Source organism: Oceanobacillus sp. E9 (assembly GCF_001741975.1).
Taxonomy (GTDB): Bacteria; Bacillota; Bacilli; order Bacillales; family Amphibacillaceae; genus Oceanobacillus; species Oceanobacillus kimchii.
On sequence record NZ_LSNA01000002.1, the window covers coordinates 1 to 14662 of the forward strand.

Genomic DNA, 14662 nt, shown 5'->3' on the forward strand with positions numbered 1-14662 from the left:
TAAGGACAGGCACTACATGTTTTAATTCTTCGTTCTGGTCTTTTAATACTCTGCGCTTACGTAAAACGTCCTGCATCTGCTTATATGCTTTAAAGCCTTCACGTGCATTCAAATCAACCAATTCCATGTAGTGCATTAAATCTAGTCGTTCTTGCTCCAATCGCTCAATCTGATCTAGATTATCTCCGTATAATTTTGGTAATTCTCTGATTGCTTCACGAACATGATTTATGGATTGTTCAATGTCCATTCCCTCACTCCTTACCAATTTTTAAAGAGTTCATAATATGTTTTTTGCCAATATTGGGATAACTTAGGATTGAATTTGTTTGTTGTTCCTTGCCTTCTACGTTCATGAATTTTGAATTTTATTATCATCATTTACCCTTTAACACGTCTAACCAATGGTTTACCTCTACATCATCAGTTATCTTTCGAATTTTATTAACAACGAATGTACGTTTTACCTGTTCAGCAATTAAATATTTATAACCATCCACTTGCTCTTGTTCTGCCATTTCCAACCAATCATATTTATCTAGTGGATTTAGTGGCTGACCATATTTCAAGATGCCTTTATCTTCTTGAATATTAGCTGTTTTTGAAAATTGTTCCTTTGTTCGTTCCAAGTGTTCAAATTTCATTTTGTATACCTCCTGTGACGATTTCTATAGCTTCTTCTGGTGATCTAGCTACTCCTGCAATTACAGGATATTTACTCATTTCATTTAGAAAGTGTTTCTGGTCGTTTCGTAATATTCCATTTTCATTTTTGACTTCAATAAAAACCATTTTCCCATCCGATTTGCGAAACCCGGATAAATCAGAATAACCTTTCGGTAAACCAGTATCAAAAAATCTTCCGTCAGCCATTCGAACTCGTCCAACATTATTTCTAAAAATCACTGCATATGGATTTAATGCTAAACGAATGGAATTTTGAATATCTATTTCTTTCATACAAACCCTCCCTAATACATAAACGTTGATATACCAAAGTTTCGCATGGTGTAATAAATAACTTTTGGGACAGTACGGGACAGTTTGGGTTGTTTTTATAAAACCTTTTATATTTTTATATTTTTATTTTTATATTTCTTTTTATTATTTTTACTATCCCAACTATCCCAAAAAGAAAATAAATATAATATAAAGAGTTGATATAATAGGATTTTAGTTACGGGAGGGTTTTATAGAAAACTATCCCTAACCTATCCCGTAACCATCCCATTAATTTAAAAGTCACATTTTTTCATAGGTAAATAGTCTTCATTTCTGAAAATTTAGTGATTAAAAGTGTTTTACTCGGAATTAATTTAAATTCAATCTAAAAGGCTTGTTTTCATCCGAGTGTTTTAATTTAATTCCTGCATAATATATCCCACTACTTTTAATCTTTTGGAATTTATTAGCCATTTCTTTACCAAATTTAGTGCTACTCATTAAATATTGGTGATTGTCTTTCGCCCAACTATTATATATGTGATATAAGTCAGATGACTTCTCTCTCTCGCCAGATTTGCGGTAGCAACATTCTTCGATAAACAGTTCAATAGTGTCCATTTCTGTTCTGTATTCTTTTCTTTGGTCTTTAATAATCTGTGGTTCAGATAATCCAATTCTTTTCCACTCTTGATAACCTTCTACCGCCCAGTTTAATATTGCTTTCAATTCTCTTCGGAGTTTGTATTTCAATTGCTTGTCCACTTTATTTTCTGGAATTTGAACAGTAAATGGAATGATAGCCATTCTTCGCCATATACCATCGTCAGTCCCTCTAATAATTGGTTTATGGTTTGTAGCCATCCACAGTTTGAACTCTGGGTAATAATCGAACTCATCACCATATAAGAAACGAGCAGTTACTTTATCTCCACCAGTGATCTGTTTTACTAACCCTTCGTCAAATCGCATACCGTCATTTGGTTCTGTGGTGGTTACTAATCTAGCACCTTGAAGTCTAGCAATATCACTATTTGCTGCACCGGCCTGTGGTTTAACCATAATTGTTTGTGGTTGGATATTCGTTGTGTAGTTACCCATCATTTCAGTTATAATATCCAAGAACACTGATTTACCGTTACGTCCATTACCGTATAAAATAAACATCATCTGTTCTTCTGTGGACCCAGAGAGGGAATATCCCACTGCTCTTTGTAGGTAATCAATTAATTGTTGATCGCCATCAAATATCTGATGTAGAAAGTCAACCCACAAAGGACAATCAATTTTATCTGTAAATTCTATTGATGATATTTTAGTAAACAATTTACTCCTATCATGATCGTGAAGCTTGCCTGTTTCTAAATTGAGATAACCATTCTGTACATTGAACAAGTGTTTATCTTTATCGAATTCATCCGGCTGTATAGGCAGTAAATGTTGGCTTTCTTTCAACATGTTTGTTTTGCCATTACTACCTCTTGAATACTTGATATGCTTAGTGAGGTTTTTTCTAGCTTCTTCCTCGTCCACATCATCAGAAACAAATACTGGCTCTTGTTTCATTCTAATTAGTATCTCATCTACTAAACTTTTAACTTTTCCTTCTTGATCTAATTGCCACGTTTTATCATTGTAGTAATACCAATTTTTACGAATGTAGCTATACCGTACGGAATCTTTATATAGGTTAGTAAATCTTTCTGCATTTCCAGTGTCATCGTAAGAGTAGTATTTTTTTTCAATCTTTTTAGTGTCAAACTCCGCAACATATAAATTAAAATCATCGTTAGAAGCTTGAGGACTAAACACGTTCGTACATTCTGAAATGGCTTTGTTTAAAGTGATTTCTCCGTATGTTGAATTACTTTGCTTTCTATCCCATTTATCACGATAAAGTGAGGAACTTCGGAAAATATCATCCATTTTGTTATAGTCGCATGCTGTCCAAAACGCTAAATCATTTGAGAAAGCCATGTCAGCTTCGGACTGCGAATTATAAAATTGTTCCCATCCACCATCTAGGAATAGTTTAAAACGCATGCCATTTTTGCTATTGCTAGCTACTTTGATAATTTCATCTACGGATAACACATTTCCTTCGCTATGTGAATAATCTTTTGTTGCTGCCACTTCGTGAGTAGCAATATATTTATGATGAAGATAATTAACTTTTCCCATTTCATCTTCAATGATGTGGTTGTACCCACCAATATGATTACCTGTCATGGTGAAGAATCGACCGGAATCATACATTTCTATATTGCCTTTTCTTCTACCACCATCTGGCAAATCACCCTTAGCGATGATATGAATACCATTACCACTTGGAGATACTTCCGCATAACTTTCCATGATGTCAATAAATTCAGATACAATATTGTTGTCGTGATCTTCGTTTCTGTATCTTTCAATATCCGATTGAATATCATCAATATCTATTCCGTAATATGGTGGTTTGAAGAAAAAACCTAAGCCATCACAACTAAATTTATTGATTGCACCAAGAGCAGTGTCAAAACTGCTCCAAGTGCTTTCATCATTACTTTTTCCATGCCCTCCTGTATTTGCGTTTACAGGAATCTTGGTAGTTTTACCATTCCGTTCTTGTAACTTGAATACACACCATTGATCTAGTTCTTTTAGTTCATATGGGATTTTGCTATACAATGGGAATCACTTCCTTTCAACGTACTTCCATTTAAAACCTCTATGCTTTTGTATTTTCCCATTGCAACATAAAGAAATATTGCAACTGTTAAACCCATAAGAATCTGCTTCCCTGGTACTATTAAAATAAATAATCTCTTTGGTTTTCGAATTTACTCCCATCACTCTCTTATTGAAGCTGAGACGTGAATTGTCTGGAGAGGAACAAAATTCTAAGTTTCCAATCGAGTTGTCTTTCTTATTTTCATTTTTATGGTGTACCGTAGCTAGTTTTCCAGGATTATTTAAGAACGCTTCCGCAACAATCCGATGAACCTTTTTGATTTTCCTTTTCTTGTTCTTGTATAAAGAAACTGTAAAGTACCCGTACGCATCTTCTTGAAGCTTCATGGTTTTGCTTTTTATTTTTCTGAATCCTCTTTTATGAGGTATAAGTCTACCTAAGCTCCGTATCCTTCCCTTGTTAGATACTTGATATAGACCCTCATATCCAACAACATCCTTCCAGACTTCATACATAGCTGTCACTCCTAAAATGGTAGGTCAGAATCATTAATTTGCGGTGCGCTATTCATTGGGTTACCGCTATTATTATCTTTCTGTTTAAATTGATGTTGTACATTTGGGAACTTAGTAGGACTCCATTTTTTAACGTTTAAGTTTTCGTATGTTTTACCGTTGTATTCTGATGTTTCGTTCTGTACAAAAACTTGCACCGGCTTACCTCTGTAATCATTTAGCAGTTCATCAAAAGTATTATATGTTTTACCTGGTTCAAGCCCTGCAGCTTTTCCAATCGTGTTAAACATAAGCATGTTATATGTTCCAGTAGCTTTCGCTTTAAACACACGTTCCCAAATTTTTTGGTTTTTAAATGGTTGGTCCAGATCGTTTCGAATAACCATTGTAAAATTAGTAAACTCTGCTCCGCCTTGTGTTGCATCTTCTGCAGCACTTTCAATAACAACTTCATATACACCATCATCAATTTTTTGGAAACCTTCAAAAGTATTGTTAAAATCTAAGTTAAATCCTGACATTATTAATCATCCTTTTCTGTTTGTTTTTATTTTTTAATGATCTTCTTGTATTTGCAGATTGTTCTTTATAAGTTGCCCATTTGCAATTGCTAGGTTCATAATTTCCATCGTTGTTAATTCTTTCTATGGTTAAACCTGGTCTATAACCGTTTTTAACTGCCCATTCATAGAAAGGTTCGAACGAATCATTCCATTCTTTACATACGCTTATACCTCTACCACCATAGTTGTGATAGTTATTTGTGTTTGGATTCCTGCACCTCATTCTCATTGAGTTCCAAACATAGTAAAGCCTTGTCTTTGTTTGTCCATGAGTTTCTTTAAATTCAAGCCCTTTCAAGTTCTCTTTTTCGAGACACCCACATGATTTTGTAGCACCGGATGTTATGTGGTCTCTCCTAATAACTTTTTCGTTACCACAACTGCACTTACACAAGTAGAAACTTCGACTTCCCCAAGCGTATCGCTTTCGATGATCTAGCTTAATTACCTCTAATCTTCCATAAAGTTGACCTTCAATCATCGAACAAACCCCCTTGATTTCGCTTGGTAATAACTCCATCCTGGCTTGTAACCCAATGCTTTTCCAAGTTCCGCTAATTCTGCAAAACTATTGCATTCTTCTGGTTTCTTGAAATTCAATTTAATAGCTTGTTTATCTTCTTCTTTGACTTCTTCCAACTCTGCTGTCTCTTCAATTTCATAATCTTTACGTTCTTTAACTTCTGGAACATGTCCACACAAGGGACACGCTTTTTCTTCGGGTGAATATACCGCAAAACAACTATCACATTGTTTTATTTTTACTTCGGTTTCTTGTTGCTTTTTTGATGATTTTTTACCTTCTAAGCTCCAAGCGCGTTCCATATCCGGCAGACCATGCCTTCTGACATTATCCACGTGATCAATAATGATCGATGTTTTATTCGGTTTATATCTCATTCCTCTCATACTCTGCTGAATAAAGAGGGAGAGTGATTGAGTGGGTCTAAGCATTATCACTGTGGAACAGTCTGGAACATTAAACCCCTCTCCCACTAAATCAACGTTACAAAGAATGCTTATTTCTTTATTGCGGAATTTCTTGATAATTTCTTCACGCTCATCTTTTGGTGTTTTTCCATCTAGGTGAATCGCATTGATACCATTTTTATTAAACTGTTCAGCAGTCAATTGGCTAGCTTTAATACTGTGACAATATGCAATTGCTTGTTCGCCATCTGCTAGTTCTTTATAGTGTTTAACTACATCCCCATAAATTGTGTTATCGTCTAAAGCATTATCAATGGATGTACTAGAAAACTCTCGTAAACTATTTAATTTCAATTTGGTTATATCTATCAACTTAGGCGCATAGTATTTGTAAGGAGATAGATAATTGTGTTCAATTAGCCATTTAGCATCCACTTCTTCAATAAGGATGTCGTTTACATCACCTAAACCAGACCCGTTAAGTCGAATAGGTGTAGCTGTAAATCCAAGTCTCAATACATCATGAAAATGATCGTATATTTTTCGATATGAAGCTGCCATACCATGATGGTTTTCATCAGTAATGATTAAGTCTGGTTTAATGGTACGATCTAACCTTTTCACGATGGTTTGAACCATTCCAAACTGGACAAGCTTCATATCAACATTATTCAATTCAAATGTTTCTTGTATCTGTTCAATCAATTCTTTTCGATGAACCAAGAACAATACACGATTACCTTTTAATGTGGTCATTCTAGCTACGTCACTTATGATTACCGATTTTCCTGCTCCGGTTAACCACAGGGAGCAACCACGCATGGTGATATATATCCCTGTGTATATGAATCCCTCGCTTTATCAACCAATCTTTGTTGGTAGTTGTGTAATTCAAATGACATTAGTTTTCTTCAACTCCTTTATGAAATTTCCGAAATTACTTATATCCATAGTTGGAGTTTCTATTGCTCTTTCCAACGTCCACCCTCTACGTAACCTCTCAGTAAAAGTGTTATAGTTCATATTTAATTTTTCCGCCCATTGTGCAGCAGTCATACTTACATCTTTATACGTGATAATGTTATTTTGAGTAGTATTATTACTTTGAACTTTATAAGTGACCCACCTACAATTACATGGTTCATAATCTTTATTGCCATTTATGCGATCTAATGTAAGCTCATCTGTATATCCGTTTTTCATCGCCCAATCATGAAACGTTATGAAACTCTCAGACCATTCATCACATACTTTTATCCCTTTACCACCATAAAGATGATACTTTGAAGCGTTAGGATTATTACATCTGCTTTTCATGTTTTGCCATGTTCTATAAATTCTTGATTCGTGCATTCCATGGCGTTCTCTTGTTTTAGTCATTTACAGCACCGCCATACATCACCAGTTCTTCTTGCAAACAAAACTTTCTATCATCCAATTGATTCTTAGCAAATACCGAATTACTAGGTTGAAGGATAAACCCTCTTTTCTCAGTTTCTTCGTTGTATGCTAACTTTCCAACTACATCACATAACCCCATAAAATTTGTTAATATCTTCGGACTAATCTGTGGGTATGATCTGTTGAATGTCTGACCCTCTGTCGTTGTCCATTCGTCTGTTGTCTCCCAAGCAGTAATTATGATTCTTTTACCAAATGTTTTTAAAAATCGAATCGAATCAATAAGAAAGAATTGTACTTGTTGGTAATGTCTCATTTCTGGGACACGATCATTTTTGCCTTCTCTACCTAAATTACCAAGCATACATCGTTCCATTTCTGAAACATTGTCTAACACAATATTTTCATATGAGGACAAATCCATTTTTGCTAAATCCTTAGTCATTTCTCCCCAAGCTTTCCACGTATTTTGATTATCGATATAAGCAATATCAATATCTTTTTCACCCTTCAACACTCTTGTTGTCCTATCCATATCTAAAACTAACGACTTACCAGGAATGAATTTGACAGTTGATGTTTTTCCCATTCCTGGAGGACTATATATTAAATATGTTTCATCTTTTGAGTTAAGTTCTGAAGCACTTGTAATATCGATTGCCACACAAACACCTCTTATCTAATCCGTAAACTTTTCCCTTGCACTAACTCAACACCAGGCATATCATGACCAATACTTTTTAGTTCTTCTTTCAGTGCCTTTTTATCCAATTTAGGTTCTTGTTCAATAAAGAATCGTTTAGGTAATACTGTTTCATCAAGAACTTTTAATGAAGGCGGGTTATTCTGCATAGCGAAAGTAAATATTCCAGTTTTAACTTTATCCTTACCGGTTAATGTAAGCTGATCTTCCACATACATTTTTAATCGTTTCTGATTAGCTTCAATTGCTTTTCGTTTATCGGATAATCGTTTTTCTTCTGCTTTTAGCATTTCTGCCTCGCCATCTAAATTACGAATAACTTTACCGATGTTTTCTAGCTTGTCCTCAATTGCTAGATCAATAGATTCTAAAGTATCTCTCAACCCTTCCCCGCCATCATCAATTAGCGACTGAACCTGCAAAAAATCCTGTGTTAAATCATATAAACTACTCAACAAAATCACTCTCCTTATGTCCTGCATTTCTCATATCACGTTCTTGTTCAGTTAATCCGTATGGGTTGGATGCAACTGGCTCTTTTTTAATCAGTGTAAAAAACACGCAATCCCTATATTCGAAATTATGTCGTTCGGAATGTTCGTTATAATCCTCTACAACGAAAACCTCATGTCCTTCCGATATTTCCATAAATTTTTTATTGCTTAAATGAATTTCTTTCCCAAAACGATTATCGTCAGTGAAACTAATAAATCCTTCATCCCATGCTTGAGTTACAACTTCTAAAACTTCTAAAGACCTGTCTAAATTCATGTACAAGTTCCTTCCTTTGTGATAAAATCACATTAATAATTTTGTTTTCTAGAGTAGTCAGTTGCCGCTGACTGCTTTTTTTCATGCAATTACTAGATAGATTAATAGAGTTATTACAAGTGAACCAATCAATGCATCTCTCAATAGTTGACACCTCCTTTAAAGAAAAGTGCCTTCAAGATTTTTTTCTTTTTCTGGTTGTTCTTGTTGTTCCAAGTAATTCTTAAATTCGTTTGGTATCTCTATTTCAAACTCCATCATTTCACTTGGTTGTTTTTGGTTTACATATGGTGCAGTGGCGAATCCTACAGTAGCTAGTAATATGATTGTTCCTGCTGTTAATCCTCCTAGCCATTTAGTTGCTTTTTTGCTTAGATTAATATTCAATTTGAGTCCTCCTTTTCACATCTCCTGTATGGTAAAATTTACTTATAAGGAGGTGTATTATTATGGATATGGTTTTACAAATTTGCGTGTCTGATGGTTCTGAAATTGTTATAGATGGTTTCGACGACATTTCTTTTTCTAATGAATATCCTAATCATGTTGTAGAGCATAATGGGTATTCTTGGCAGCGTGATTTTTATAACGATCTTATGAACTATTTAAATGAATTTAATTTTATTACTATTACCAGAAAAGACCCTAAAGACGATTTATATTTTCATAACCATGCTTTCGCTTTTCAAAATCAACATACAACTGTTAATCAACCATTAACTTTAAAAACAAATAATGTTATAACTATCATCGATTTATACAAGTAGTAATTATTGGGTGGACGAGCTAGTCCGCCTTTTTATTTGAACTAATGTGAAAACTTCTATCTAAAAATACATCTTTTGTTTCATCAAGTATTTCCATAGCTTCTTTAGCACTTATGTTTCTTTCTACTAACATTCCAATGATTTGAGAAACTATTTTTTGGTTTTCCATTTAATCCCTCTCCTTTTTAATGACTAAAATAAGTACAACCTAAGAAAAACAAATATCCTAATATTCCACATACAACATAATAATTGCCACTTTCACCTATACGCTTAAACATAAGTTTTACTTCCAACATAAGTCCAAGCCTGTTCATCAACTTCACGATCTATTTTCTTTCTGTTTAGTGACATTAATGTTTCTAGTGAGTGATTCATTTCAGCAAGTACATCATTCTTGGTACTGAACTCTGCATTTTCAGCCATGTTTACTGCTTTCATGGTGGAGTTAAATAAATTTTCTACTGTATCTAATACTGTTGAATAATCTTCAATTAGATAGTGTTCTTTTAGCATTCAACTCACCTCGCTTTCTGGATCTAACCATTGTTCGATAGTTTCAATATCAAAAATAATTTTTGAACCAACCCTCTTATGTGGGATCTTATTTTCTTTCACCAACTTGTAAATAAAAGATTTAGAGAGTTTGTTCCCTGTGTTTTCCAAGTATTCAACTAGACCTTTTACATCAGTTCGCTTCATTTTCTAACACCTCGATATCAGTATTTCTGATATTTTGTTTTAAAAAAATATCACTCACTTTCAAGTTGAAATGTTTTGCAATGTGATACATCTCTCTTGGACGAAAATCTGTAACACCTTTTTCTCGCCGGGAATAAGAATCACCTGATATGCCTGCTATTTCACCCATCTGTTTGAAGTTTAACCCGTTGTCCATTCGCAACTTGACCAAATTCCAATGCATTAATCTACCTCCCTTTCCATTTCTTGCTTTTCATATTATATCAGTTTTTCTGATAAGTCAACAAGAAAAATCATAAATACTGATTATTTTTGTTGATTATAGGTTAATACTGATATATAATGAATCTCAGGAAATACAATTAATTAGTAAATTTTTCCTGTGAATCGCGATAGTAAAAGAAGAAGAATATTGGAGGAATCATAGCAATGAACATTAACCAATACGTAGGAAGTCAAATTAGAAAACACAGAAAAAGAATTAAAATGAGTCAATTAGAGTTAGGAAAGAAATTAGGAGTTAACCAAAACACTATTTCTGGTTATGAAAAGGGCGAATGGGAGGTTAGTTATGATAGCTTATTTTAATTGGCAGAGATATTTGATATAAGTATAGATGATCTATTCCCACAAACTAAGACAGAAGAAAATGTAATACAAAAAGCATTGGAGATTACAGGAGATAAAGAATTATCTACTGATGAAATGCTTTTTATCAAAAAATTATATGAAAAAGCCCTCGAGCATGAGGGCGAAGATAGAAAGCGATTATTTGAAAACATTGATCTCGCTGTGAATATCTTTGAGAATCAGAAAAAGTAAACTATCCGTATCTGATGGAACATCTTTAACGTTATACAATTTAACCAGTTTAACAATTTTTCTAATTTCTTCTTCTGTCATTACATCGCCGCCTTTTAAGATTAGTTAAATTTTATATGAGGATGGTGTCAATTGGCTTATAAAGTCGGTAGATGCCTACTTCAACAAATTCTGCAAAGAAACCAAATGACCCAACAACAGCTCGCTGACAGGTTAGGTGTAACCCATCAGCAGATAAATAAATACATTCACAACAGACAGAACATGTCCTTGCAAGTCGCTAAAAATATATCTGTAATTCTCGACTGTGCAATAGATGATTTATATGAATGGGTTGAAGTAGGCCGTAAAGAGTAGATGTATTTAATCTACTCACCGATAAAATACAGCCAATCGACTTCATATATAACTATTTATACCATATATTTCTAGGTAAATCATAGCGATTTTTTAAAATTAAGATATGTCTGACGAGAAGTTTATGGTATTATAATATCATAAACAGAACATATGTTCTAGTATTATTTGTAATAATTTTGCATTAAAGGAGGAAAATCATGGGAACAGTAAGAGAAATCTCGAAAGGTAAGTTTAAGCTTACAGCAGAATTAGGGTATGTTGGAAATAAAAGAAAAAGAAAAAATAAAACTGTATCAGCTAAAAATAAAACAGAAGCAAAAAAAATACTTACTCAATTTGAAGCTGAATTAATGGCGAAGCATCATATAGATGATTCTAAATTAAGTATTAAGAATTTCTATGACCAGTGGTTAGAAAAGTTCGCTAGAGATCATTATGGAATTAGAACATTAGTAGAAACAAAGTCAATTATTGAAAATAGGTTTTTACCAGAGTTCGGGGATATGAAATTAGTAGATGTAAGAAAAATCCACCTTATAGATTTCTTTGATGATTTAAAGAAAAACGGAAAAAGATTAGATGGTAAAGAAGGCGGATTATCACCAAGCTCCATTAAAAACATTTACAAAGCGATTAACTCTTTGTTTAAAGTCGCTGTTCAATGGGATTTGATTGAAAAAAACCCTAGTGAAAATATGTCTTTGCCAAAAGTAAGCCATAAAAAATCAGAAGTATTTACATTAAATGAGACAAATAAATTGTTTGAATTGCTGTCTAAAGAAGATCCAATGTGGCAATTAATTGTTCAAGTAGCAGCAGTATTAGGAGCAAGAGAGGGAGAAATAGTCGCTCTTGAGGATAAACATTTAGACACTGCGAATAACGCTATCACAATTGAACAGGCTTTTGTTAATGTTACTGGCGAAGGCGTTAAATTGAAATCAACTAAATCTGATAGGACAAGAAAAGTTTCAATTCCAGAAGGTTTAATGGACGAGTTGAAAAAATTGAGGAGTATTAAATATAGTCATAAATTAGAAGTTGGCGATCTGTGGAAGTATCCAGACAATGTATTCTTATTTTCGGATGAATTTGGACAACCTAGGAGACCTGATTCTATTTCTCAAAGATGGTATAGGTTAACAAGAAGTGACAAGTATGAAAAGTCTGGACTGAAAAAGATAAGATTCCACGATCTTAGGCATACATCTGCTACGTTGCTAATCAGTAAAGGTGTCCACGCTAAAATTATCCAAGAGCGGTTAGGTCACAGTCGTATAGCAACCACGATGGATATATACGGTCATGTATTGCAAGAGGCAGAACAATCTGCGGCACAGCATTTTAATGAGTTATATAAGAAAGGTTAAAATGGTCTCCTATTGGTCTCTTTTATCAGCCCCTACCATTACCCGGCCAAACAAAAAACCCTCATAAACATTGTGTTTACAAGGGTTAACCTAACGTCCCAGGCAGGATTCGAACCTGCGACCCACAGCTTAGAAGGCTGTTTATTTTATAATTTATAATTCCATGAAATGCTACAAAGTGCTTTATAATGGCGTTTTGTAGCATTTCATTATTTTATAATGTTTTACATTTTTCTTGTTTATTTTCGATTTTTGTAAAATTAGTCTCCTATTGGTCTCCTATAATAATCCCCTCTCTTAATTATTCCACCGGATATAACAATACCGGTATAGTTGCTTCAATTTCTAAACCTTCAGAACCATAAAACGTAAATTCGCTAATACTGTGTCCGTCATTACTAGTACCGAAGATTTCATTTATTATACTTCCACTTTCTCCTCTCACAAAAACATTACCTGTATTACCTTCTTGTGCTTCCAGTTTATATCGACCTTCATCTAAATCAATCCCAAAGTAATAAAACCCCGGATTCAATTTAATTGGCTCATCGATAGCTTTGAGAATGTCCCCTTCTAACTTGCTTAACTCACTTTCCGCAGTTTCAATATCTGCGTTAAGTTTTTCTAAAGTTGATTCAGCTTCACTTAATTCTGATTCAGCAGTTTCTTTGTTTTCTGCTAGTTTAGATAGTTTACTAAACTCTGATTCGCGGTTTTGAAATTCTGTTTCTATTTCAGATAGATCACTTTTTTTATCTCCAATTTTCCCGTCAAGTTCTTCTAATTCCTCTTTTGCACCTGCTACCATTGTTTGTAAATCTTCTAGGTTTTTCGCCTCTCCGTCAACCTCTGCTTGAGCTTCTTTAGTACATCCTGCTAATAATAAAACTAATATAGAAATAATAACTAAACTAATTCTTTTCAACTAATACCCCTCCATATCTTTTTACCTACATGTTACCATATATTTCATATTTGATGGACGACTTTTTACAAAGTTCTTTTAATTTTTTCTTTCTAATCTCTGATAATGTGTACCATATCAATGTTGGTCTGTGGTTGTATTGTTGGTGGATAATGTATGATAAGTCTTTGTATTTTTTAATCTTTTCTATATTTGTTGCCATAGTTTGCTGATTATCAATTTCTATAAAGTAAAACTCACCATTTCGTTTAAATGTTGCATCTGGTATTAGTTTATTATCTCCCCAGGTTACGGGACGTTCTTTCTTCCAATCTTTAGGCATTCCTAATTTAATATAAAGATCATTTCTCATTAATGCATGAGTAACTTCTTTCTTGTTTAAATTACCTTGTGTTGACCCGATTAATTGTTTACCCTTATTGGACAGATAGTATATTTTCTTTTCTAGTCGTGCAGCTAAAAGTAATTTATCCTTTTCCATTCTAGCAAGTATGCGTTGTGCATTACGATTGCCACCAAGATTATTTATGATCTGTAATTGTTCCCTTGTGGCATACGTCAATTTATCCAAACTCAACAGTATCTGTTCGTCTCTCTGCTGTCTTTGTAGTTGAGCTAACATATTGCTTAAACCTCCCTTTTATTTCATCATCACTTACATATGGCACTTGTATTAATTGTTTATCAGAAGTACGATAAATGGCTCTACCTCTAATATTTATATCCTGTGCGCCTTGTTCATCTATTGCTACACGACTAGCAACTTCTGTGGGTACTCGAAAACTTATTTTACAGTCCGCATTTTGTTTTATTTGACGTGGTAAAGTATCAGCGGTCGGATATTGAGTGGCAAAAACTAAACGATAACCTAACGCACCAGAAACCCTTGCTATATTGGATAATGCATACTGACAATAATCTAGTTTCTTTCTTTCTTCTTTATCCATATATTTATGCGGTACAAGTTCAGCTCCTTCATCCACAATAATAAATTTCCTGCGTTTGATATTGGTATTTAATACATTGTTATATCCTTTTTGCTTGAAATGAGCCATATCTAACTCAATATCTACAGCTAAGTCCTTTAATAAGTCATAGGCTTGTAATGGACTACTCGCCACCTTTTTGACTTGCTTGTAATTATGCTGACTAAATTCCAATCCTCCTTTAAGATCAATAATGTAAAACTCCACATCATCAGGATTAGAATAAATCAA

General features: G+C 33.8%; 24 protein-coding genes, 1 tRNA gene and 1 pseudogene. 5 read left to right on the forward strand and 21 right to left on the reverse strand.

Annotated features, from left to right (window positions below):
* The 13 genes from AQ616_RS03605 to AQ616_RS03665 form a co-directional block, all read right to left on the reverse strand.
* Nucleotides 1-250: hypothetical protein (locus tag AQ616_RS03605; RefSeq protein ID WP_139136321.1), on the reverse strand; the 250-nt coding region annotated here is incomplete at its 3' end.
* A gap of 127 nt (nucleotides 251-377) precedes the next feature.
* Complete coding sequence (locus AQ616_RS03610) at nucleotides 378-644, reverse strand: hypothetical protein (RefSeq protein ID WP_069685095.1); 267 nt, start codon at nucleotides 642-644, stop codon at nucleotides 378-380.
* On the reverse strand, nucleotides 634-960 hold the full coding sequence (locus AQ616_RS03615) for a VRR-NUC domain-containing protein (protein WP_069685096.1): 327 nt from the start codon (nucleotides 958-960) through the stop codon (nucleotides 634-636). Before AQ616_RS03615 ends, AQ616_RS03610 begins: the two co-directional genes overlap by 11 nt.
* Before the next feature lie 351 nt (nucleotides 961-1311).
* A complete protein-coding gene (locus AQ616_RS03620) occupies nucleotides 1312-3612 on the reverse strand; it encodes a phage/plasmid primase, P4 family (protein ID WP_069685097.1) in 2301 nt (766 codons plus the stop codon).
* Nucleotides 3613-3618: 6 nt separating this feature from the next.
* Nucleotides 3619-4131, reverse strand: coding sequence for an NUMOD4 domain-containing protein (locus AQ616_RS03625; RefSeq protein WP_069685098.1), 513 nt, complete (start codon nucleotides 4129-4131; stop codon nucleotides 3619-3621).
* Nucleotides 4132-4142: 11 nt separating this feature from the next.
* The gene (locus AQ616_RS03630) at nucleotides 4143-4652 is read right to left on the reverse strand and encodes a DUF669 domain-containing protein (protein ID WP_069685099.1); all 510 of its coding nucleotides are present in this window, start codon (nucleotides 4650-4652) and stop codon (nucleotides 4143-4145) included.
* Entirely contained in the window at nucleotides 4639-5175 is a 537-nt protein-coding gene (locus AQ616_RS03635) for a hypothetical protein (protein ID WP_069685100.1), read from the reverse strand. Before AQ616_RS03635 ends, AQ616_RS03630 begins: the two co-directional genes overlap by 14 nt.
* Nucleotides 5172-6446, reverse strand: a complete 1275-nt coding sequence (locus AQ616_RS03640; RefSeq protein ID WP_069685101.1) for a DEAD/DEAH box helicase — start codon at nucleotides 6444-6446, stop codon at nucleotides 5172-5174. The genes AQ616_RS03635 and AQ616_RS03640 overlap by 4 nt, the downstream gene beginning before the upstream one ends.
* A gap of 69 nt (nucleotides 6447-6515) precedes the next feature.
* Complete coding sequence (locus tag AQ616_RS03645) at nucleotides 6516-7004, reverse strand: hypothetical protein (protein WP_069685102.1); 489 nt, start codon at nucleotides 7002-7004, stop codon at nucleotides 6516-6518.
* Complete coding sequence (locus tag AQ616_RS03650; RefSeq protein WP_139136322.1) at nucleotides 6997-7689, reverse strand: AAA family ATPase; 693 nt, start codon at nucleotides 7687-7689, stop codon at nucleotides 6997-6999. Before AQ616_RS03650 ends, AQ616_RS03645 begins: the two co-directional genes overlap by 8 nt.
* Before the next feature lie 11 nt (nucleotides 7690-7700).
* Nucleotides 7701-8183 carry a siphovirus Gp157 family protein gene (locus tag AQ616_RS03655; RefSeq protein WP_069685103.1) on the reverse strand — a complete coding sequence of 161 codons (483 nt, stop codon included), beginning with the start codon at nucleotides 8181-8183 and terminating at the stop codon, nucleotides 7701-7703.
* Nucleotides 8176-8499 carry a hypothetical protein gene (locus tag AQ616_RS03660; protein ID WP_069685104.1) on the reverse strand — a complete coding sequence of 108 codons (324 nt, stop codon included), beginning with the start codon at nucleotides 8497-8499 and terminating at the stop codon, nucleotides 8176-8178. The genes AQ616_RS03655 and AQ616_RS03660 overlap by 8 nt, the downstream gene beginning before the upstream one ends.
* A gap of 159 nt (nucleotides 8500-8658) precedes the next feature.
* Complete coding sequence (locus tag AQ616_RS03665) at nucleotides 8659-8886, reverse strand: hypothetical protein (RefSeq protein WP_069685105.1); 228 nt, start codon at nucleotides 8884-8886, stop codon at nucleotides 8659-8661.
* 62 nt (nucleotides 8887-8948) lie between these two features.
* Here AQ616_RS03665 and AQ616_RS03670 point away from each other — a divergent pair, with 62 nt between their 5' ends.
* Nucleotides 8949-9266 carry a hypothetical protein gene (locus tag AQ616_RS03670; RefSeq protein ID WP_069685106.1) on the forward strand — a complete coding sequence of 106 codons (318 nt, stop codon included), beginning with the start codon at nucleotides 8949-8951 and terminating at the stop codon, nucleotides 9264-9266.
* A 19-nt stretch (nucleotides 9267-9285) separates the two neighbouring features.
* Here AQ616_RS03670 and AQ616_RS19530 read toward each other — a convergent pair whose 3' ends face one another.
* The 4 genes from AQ616_RS19530 to AQ616_RS03685 form a co-directional block, all read right to left on the reverse strand.
* Entirely contained in the window at nucleotides 9286-9435 is a 150-nt protein-coding gene (locus AQ616_RS19530; protein ID WP_168156629.1) for a hypothetical protein, read from the reverse strand.
* Nucleotides 9436-9539: 104 nt separating this feature from the next.
* Nucleotides 9540-9782, reverse strand: coding sequence for a hypothetical protein (locus AQ616_RS03675; protein WP_069685107.1), 243 nt, complete (start codon nucleotides 9780-9782; stop codon nucleotides 9540-9542).
* Nucleotides 9783-9968, reverse strand: a complete 186-nt coding sequence (locus AQ616_RS03680) for a helix-turn-helix domain-containing protein (RefSeq protein WP_069685108.1) — start codon at nucleotides 9966-9968, stop codon at nucleotides 9783-9785.
* Nucleotides 9955-10191, reverse strand: a complete 237-nt coding sequence (locus AQ616_RS03685) for a helix-turn-helix transcriptional regulator (RefSeq protein WP_069685109.1) — start codon at nucleotides 10189-10191, stop codon at nucleotides 9955-9957. Before AQ616_RS03685 ends, AQ616_RS03680 begins: the two co-directional genes overlap by 14 nt.
* Nucleotides 10192-10397: 206 nt before the next feature.
* Here AQ616_RS03685 and AQ616_RS19125 point away from each other — a divergent pair, with 206 nt between their 5' ends.
* The 4 genes from AQ616_RS19125 to AQ616_RS03700 all read left to right on the forward strand — a co-directional run bounded on the left by AQ616_RS19125 (nucleotide 10398) and on the right by AQ616_RS03700 (nucleotide 12520).
* The gene (locus tag AQ616_RS19125) at nucleotides 10398-10556 is read left to right on the forward strand and encodes a helix-turn-helix domain-containing protein (RefSeq protein ID WP_084822430.1); all 159 of its coding nucleotides are present in this window, start codon (nucleotides 10398-10400) and stop codon (nucleotides 10554-10556) included.
* The gene (locus AQ616_RS03690) at nucleotides 10557-10790 is read left to right on the forward strand and encodes a hypothetical protein (RefSeq protein WP_069685110.1); all 234 of its coding nucleotides are present in this window, start codon (nucleotides 10557-10559) and stop codon (nucleotides 10788-10790) included.
* Nucleotides 10791-10922: 132 nt separating this feature from the next.
* The gene (locus tag AQ616_RS03695; RefSeq protein WP_069685111.1) at nucleotides 10923-11147 is read left to right on the forward strand and encodes a helix-turn-helix transcriptional regulator; all 225 of its coding nucleotides are present in this window, start codon (nucleotides 10923-10925) and stop codon (nucleotides 11145-11147) included.
* Between the two features lie 200 nt (nucleotides 11148-11347).
* On the forward strand, nucleotides 11348-12520 hold the full coding sequence (locus AQ616_RS03700) for a tyrosine-type recombinase/integrase (protein ID WP_069685112.1): 1173 nt from the start codon (nucleotides 11348-11350) through the stop codon (nucleotides 12518-12520).
* Nucleotides 12521-12617: 97 nt separating this feature from the next.
* Here the strand turns inward: AQ616_RS03700 and AQ616_RS19535 are convergent.
* The 4 genes and pseudogenes from AQ616_RS19535 to AQ616_RS03715 all read right to left on the reverse strand — a co-directional run.
* Nucleotides 12618-12679, reverse strand: a tRNA-Arg gene (locus AQ616_RS19535).
* Between the two features lie 142 nt (nucleotides 12680-12821).
* The gene (locus tag AQ616_RS03705; RefSeq protein WP_069685113.1) at nucleotides 12822-13445 is read right to left on the reverse strand and encodes a hypothetical protein; all 624 of its coding nucleotides are present in this window, start codon (nucleotides 13443-13445) and stop codon (nucleotides 12822-12824) included.
* 25 nt (nucleotides 13446-13470) lie between these two features.
* On the reverse strand, nucleotides 13471-14067 hold the full coding sequence (locus AQ616_RS03710; RefSeq protein ID WP_069685114.1) for a replication-relaxation family protein: 597 nt from the start codon (nucleotides 14065-14067) through the stop codon (nucleotides 13471-13473).
* Nucleotides 14009-14662, reverse strand: a pseudogene (locus tag AQ616_RS03715) (FtsK/SpoIIIE domain-containing protein); the annotation flags it as partial. The pseudogene AQ616_RS03715 and the gene AQ616_RS03710, both read right to left, overlap by 59 nt.

Bases quoted from the DNA above. Each gene is read 5' to 3' on its own strand.
- AQ616_RS03625 (WP_069685098.1), bottom strand. From the start codon at position 4,131: ATGTATGAAGTCTGGAAGGATGTTGTTGGATATGAGGGTCTATATCAA.
- AQ616_RS03615 (WP_069685096.1), bottom strand. From the start codon at position 960: ATGAAAGAAATAGATATTCAAAATTCCATTCGTTTAGCATTAAATCCA.
- AQ616_RS03685 (WP_069685109.1), bottom strand. From the start codon at position 10,191: ATGCATTGGAATTTGGTCAAGTTGCGAATGGACAACGGGTTAAACTTC.
- AQ616_RS03645 (WP_069685102.1), bottom strand. From the start codon at position 7,004: ATGACTAAAACAAGAGAACGCCATGGAATGCACGAATCAAGAATTTAT.
- AQ616_RS03675 (WP_069685107.1), bottom strand. From the start codon at position 9,782: ATGCTAAAAGAACACTATCTAATTGAAGATTATTCAACAGTATTAGAT.
- AQ616_RS03640 (WP_069685101.1), bottom strand. From the start codon at position 6,446: ATGCGTGGTTGCTCCCTGTGGTTAACCGGAGCAGGAAAATCGGTAATC.
- AQ616_RS19125 (WP_084822430.1), top strand. From the start codon at position 10,398: ATGAACATTAACCAATACGTAGGAAGTCAAATTAGAAAACACAGAAAA.
- AQ616_RS03630 (WP_069685099.1), bottom strand. From the start codon at position 4,652: ATGTCAGGATTTAACTTAGATTTTAACAATACTTTTGAAGGTTTCCAA.
- AQ616_RS03635 (WP_069685100.1), bottom strand. From the start codon at position 5,175: ATGATTGAAGGTCAACTTTATGGAAGATTAGAGGTAATTAAGCTAGAT.
- AQ616_RS03710 (WP_069685114.1), bottom strand. From the start codon at position 14,067: ATGTTAGCTCAACTACAAAGACAGCAGAGAGACGAACAGATACTGTTG.
- AQ616_RS03610 (WP_069685095.1), bottom strand. From the start codon at position 644: ATGAAATTTGAACACTTGGAACGAACAAAGGAACAATTTTCAAAAACA.
- AQ616_RS03660 (WP_069685104.1), bottom strand. From the start codon at position 8,499: ATGAATTTAGACAGGTCTTTAGAAGTTTTAGAAGTTGTAACTCAAGCA.
- AQ616_RS03670 (WP_069685106.1), top strand. From the start codon at position 8,949: ATGGATATGGTTTTACAAATTTGCGTGTCTGATGGTTCTGAAATTGTT.
- AQ616_RS03680 (WP_069685108.1), bottom strand. From the start codon at position 9,968: ATGAAGCGAACTGATGTAAAAGGTCTAGTTGAATACTTGGAAAACACA.
- AQ616_RS03700 (WP_069685112.1), top strand. From the start codon at position 11,348: ATGGGAACAGTAAGAGAAATCTCGAAAGGTAAGTTTAAGCTTACAGCA.
- AQ616_RS19530 (WP_168156629.1), bottom strand. From the start codon at position 9,435: ATGGAAAACCAAAAAATAGTTTCTCAAATCATTGGAATGTTAGTAGAA.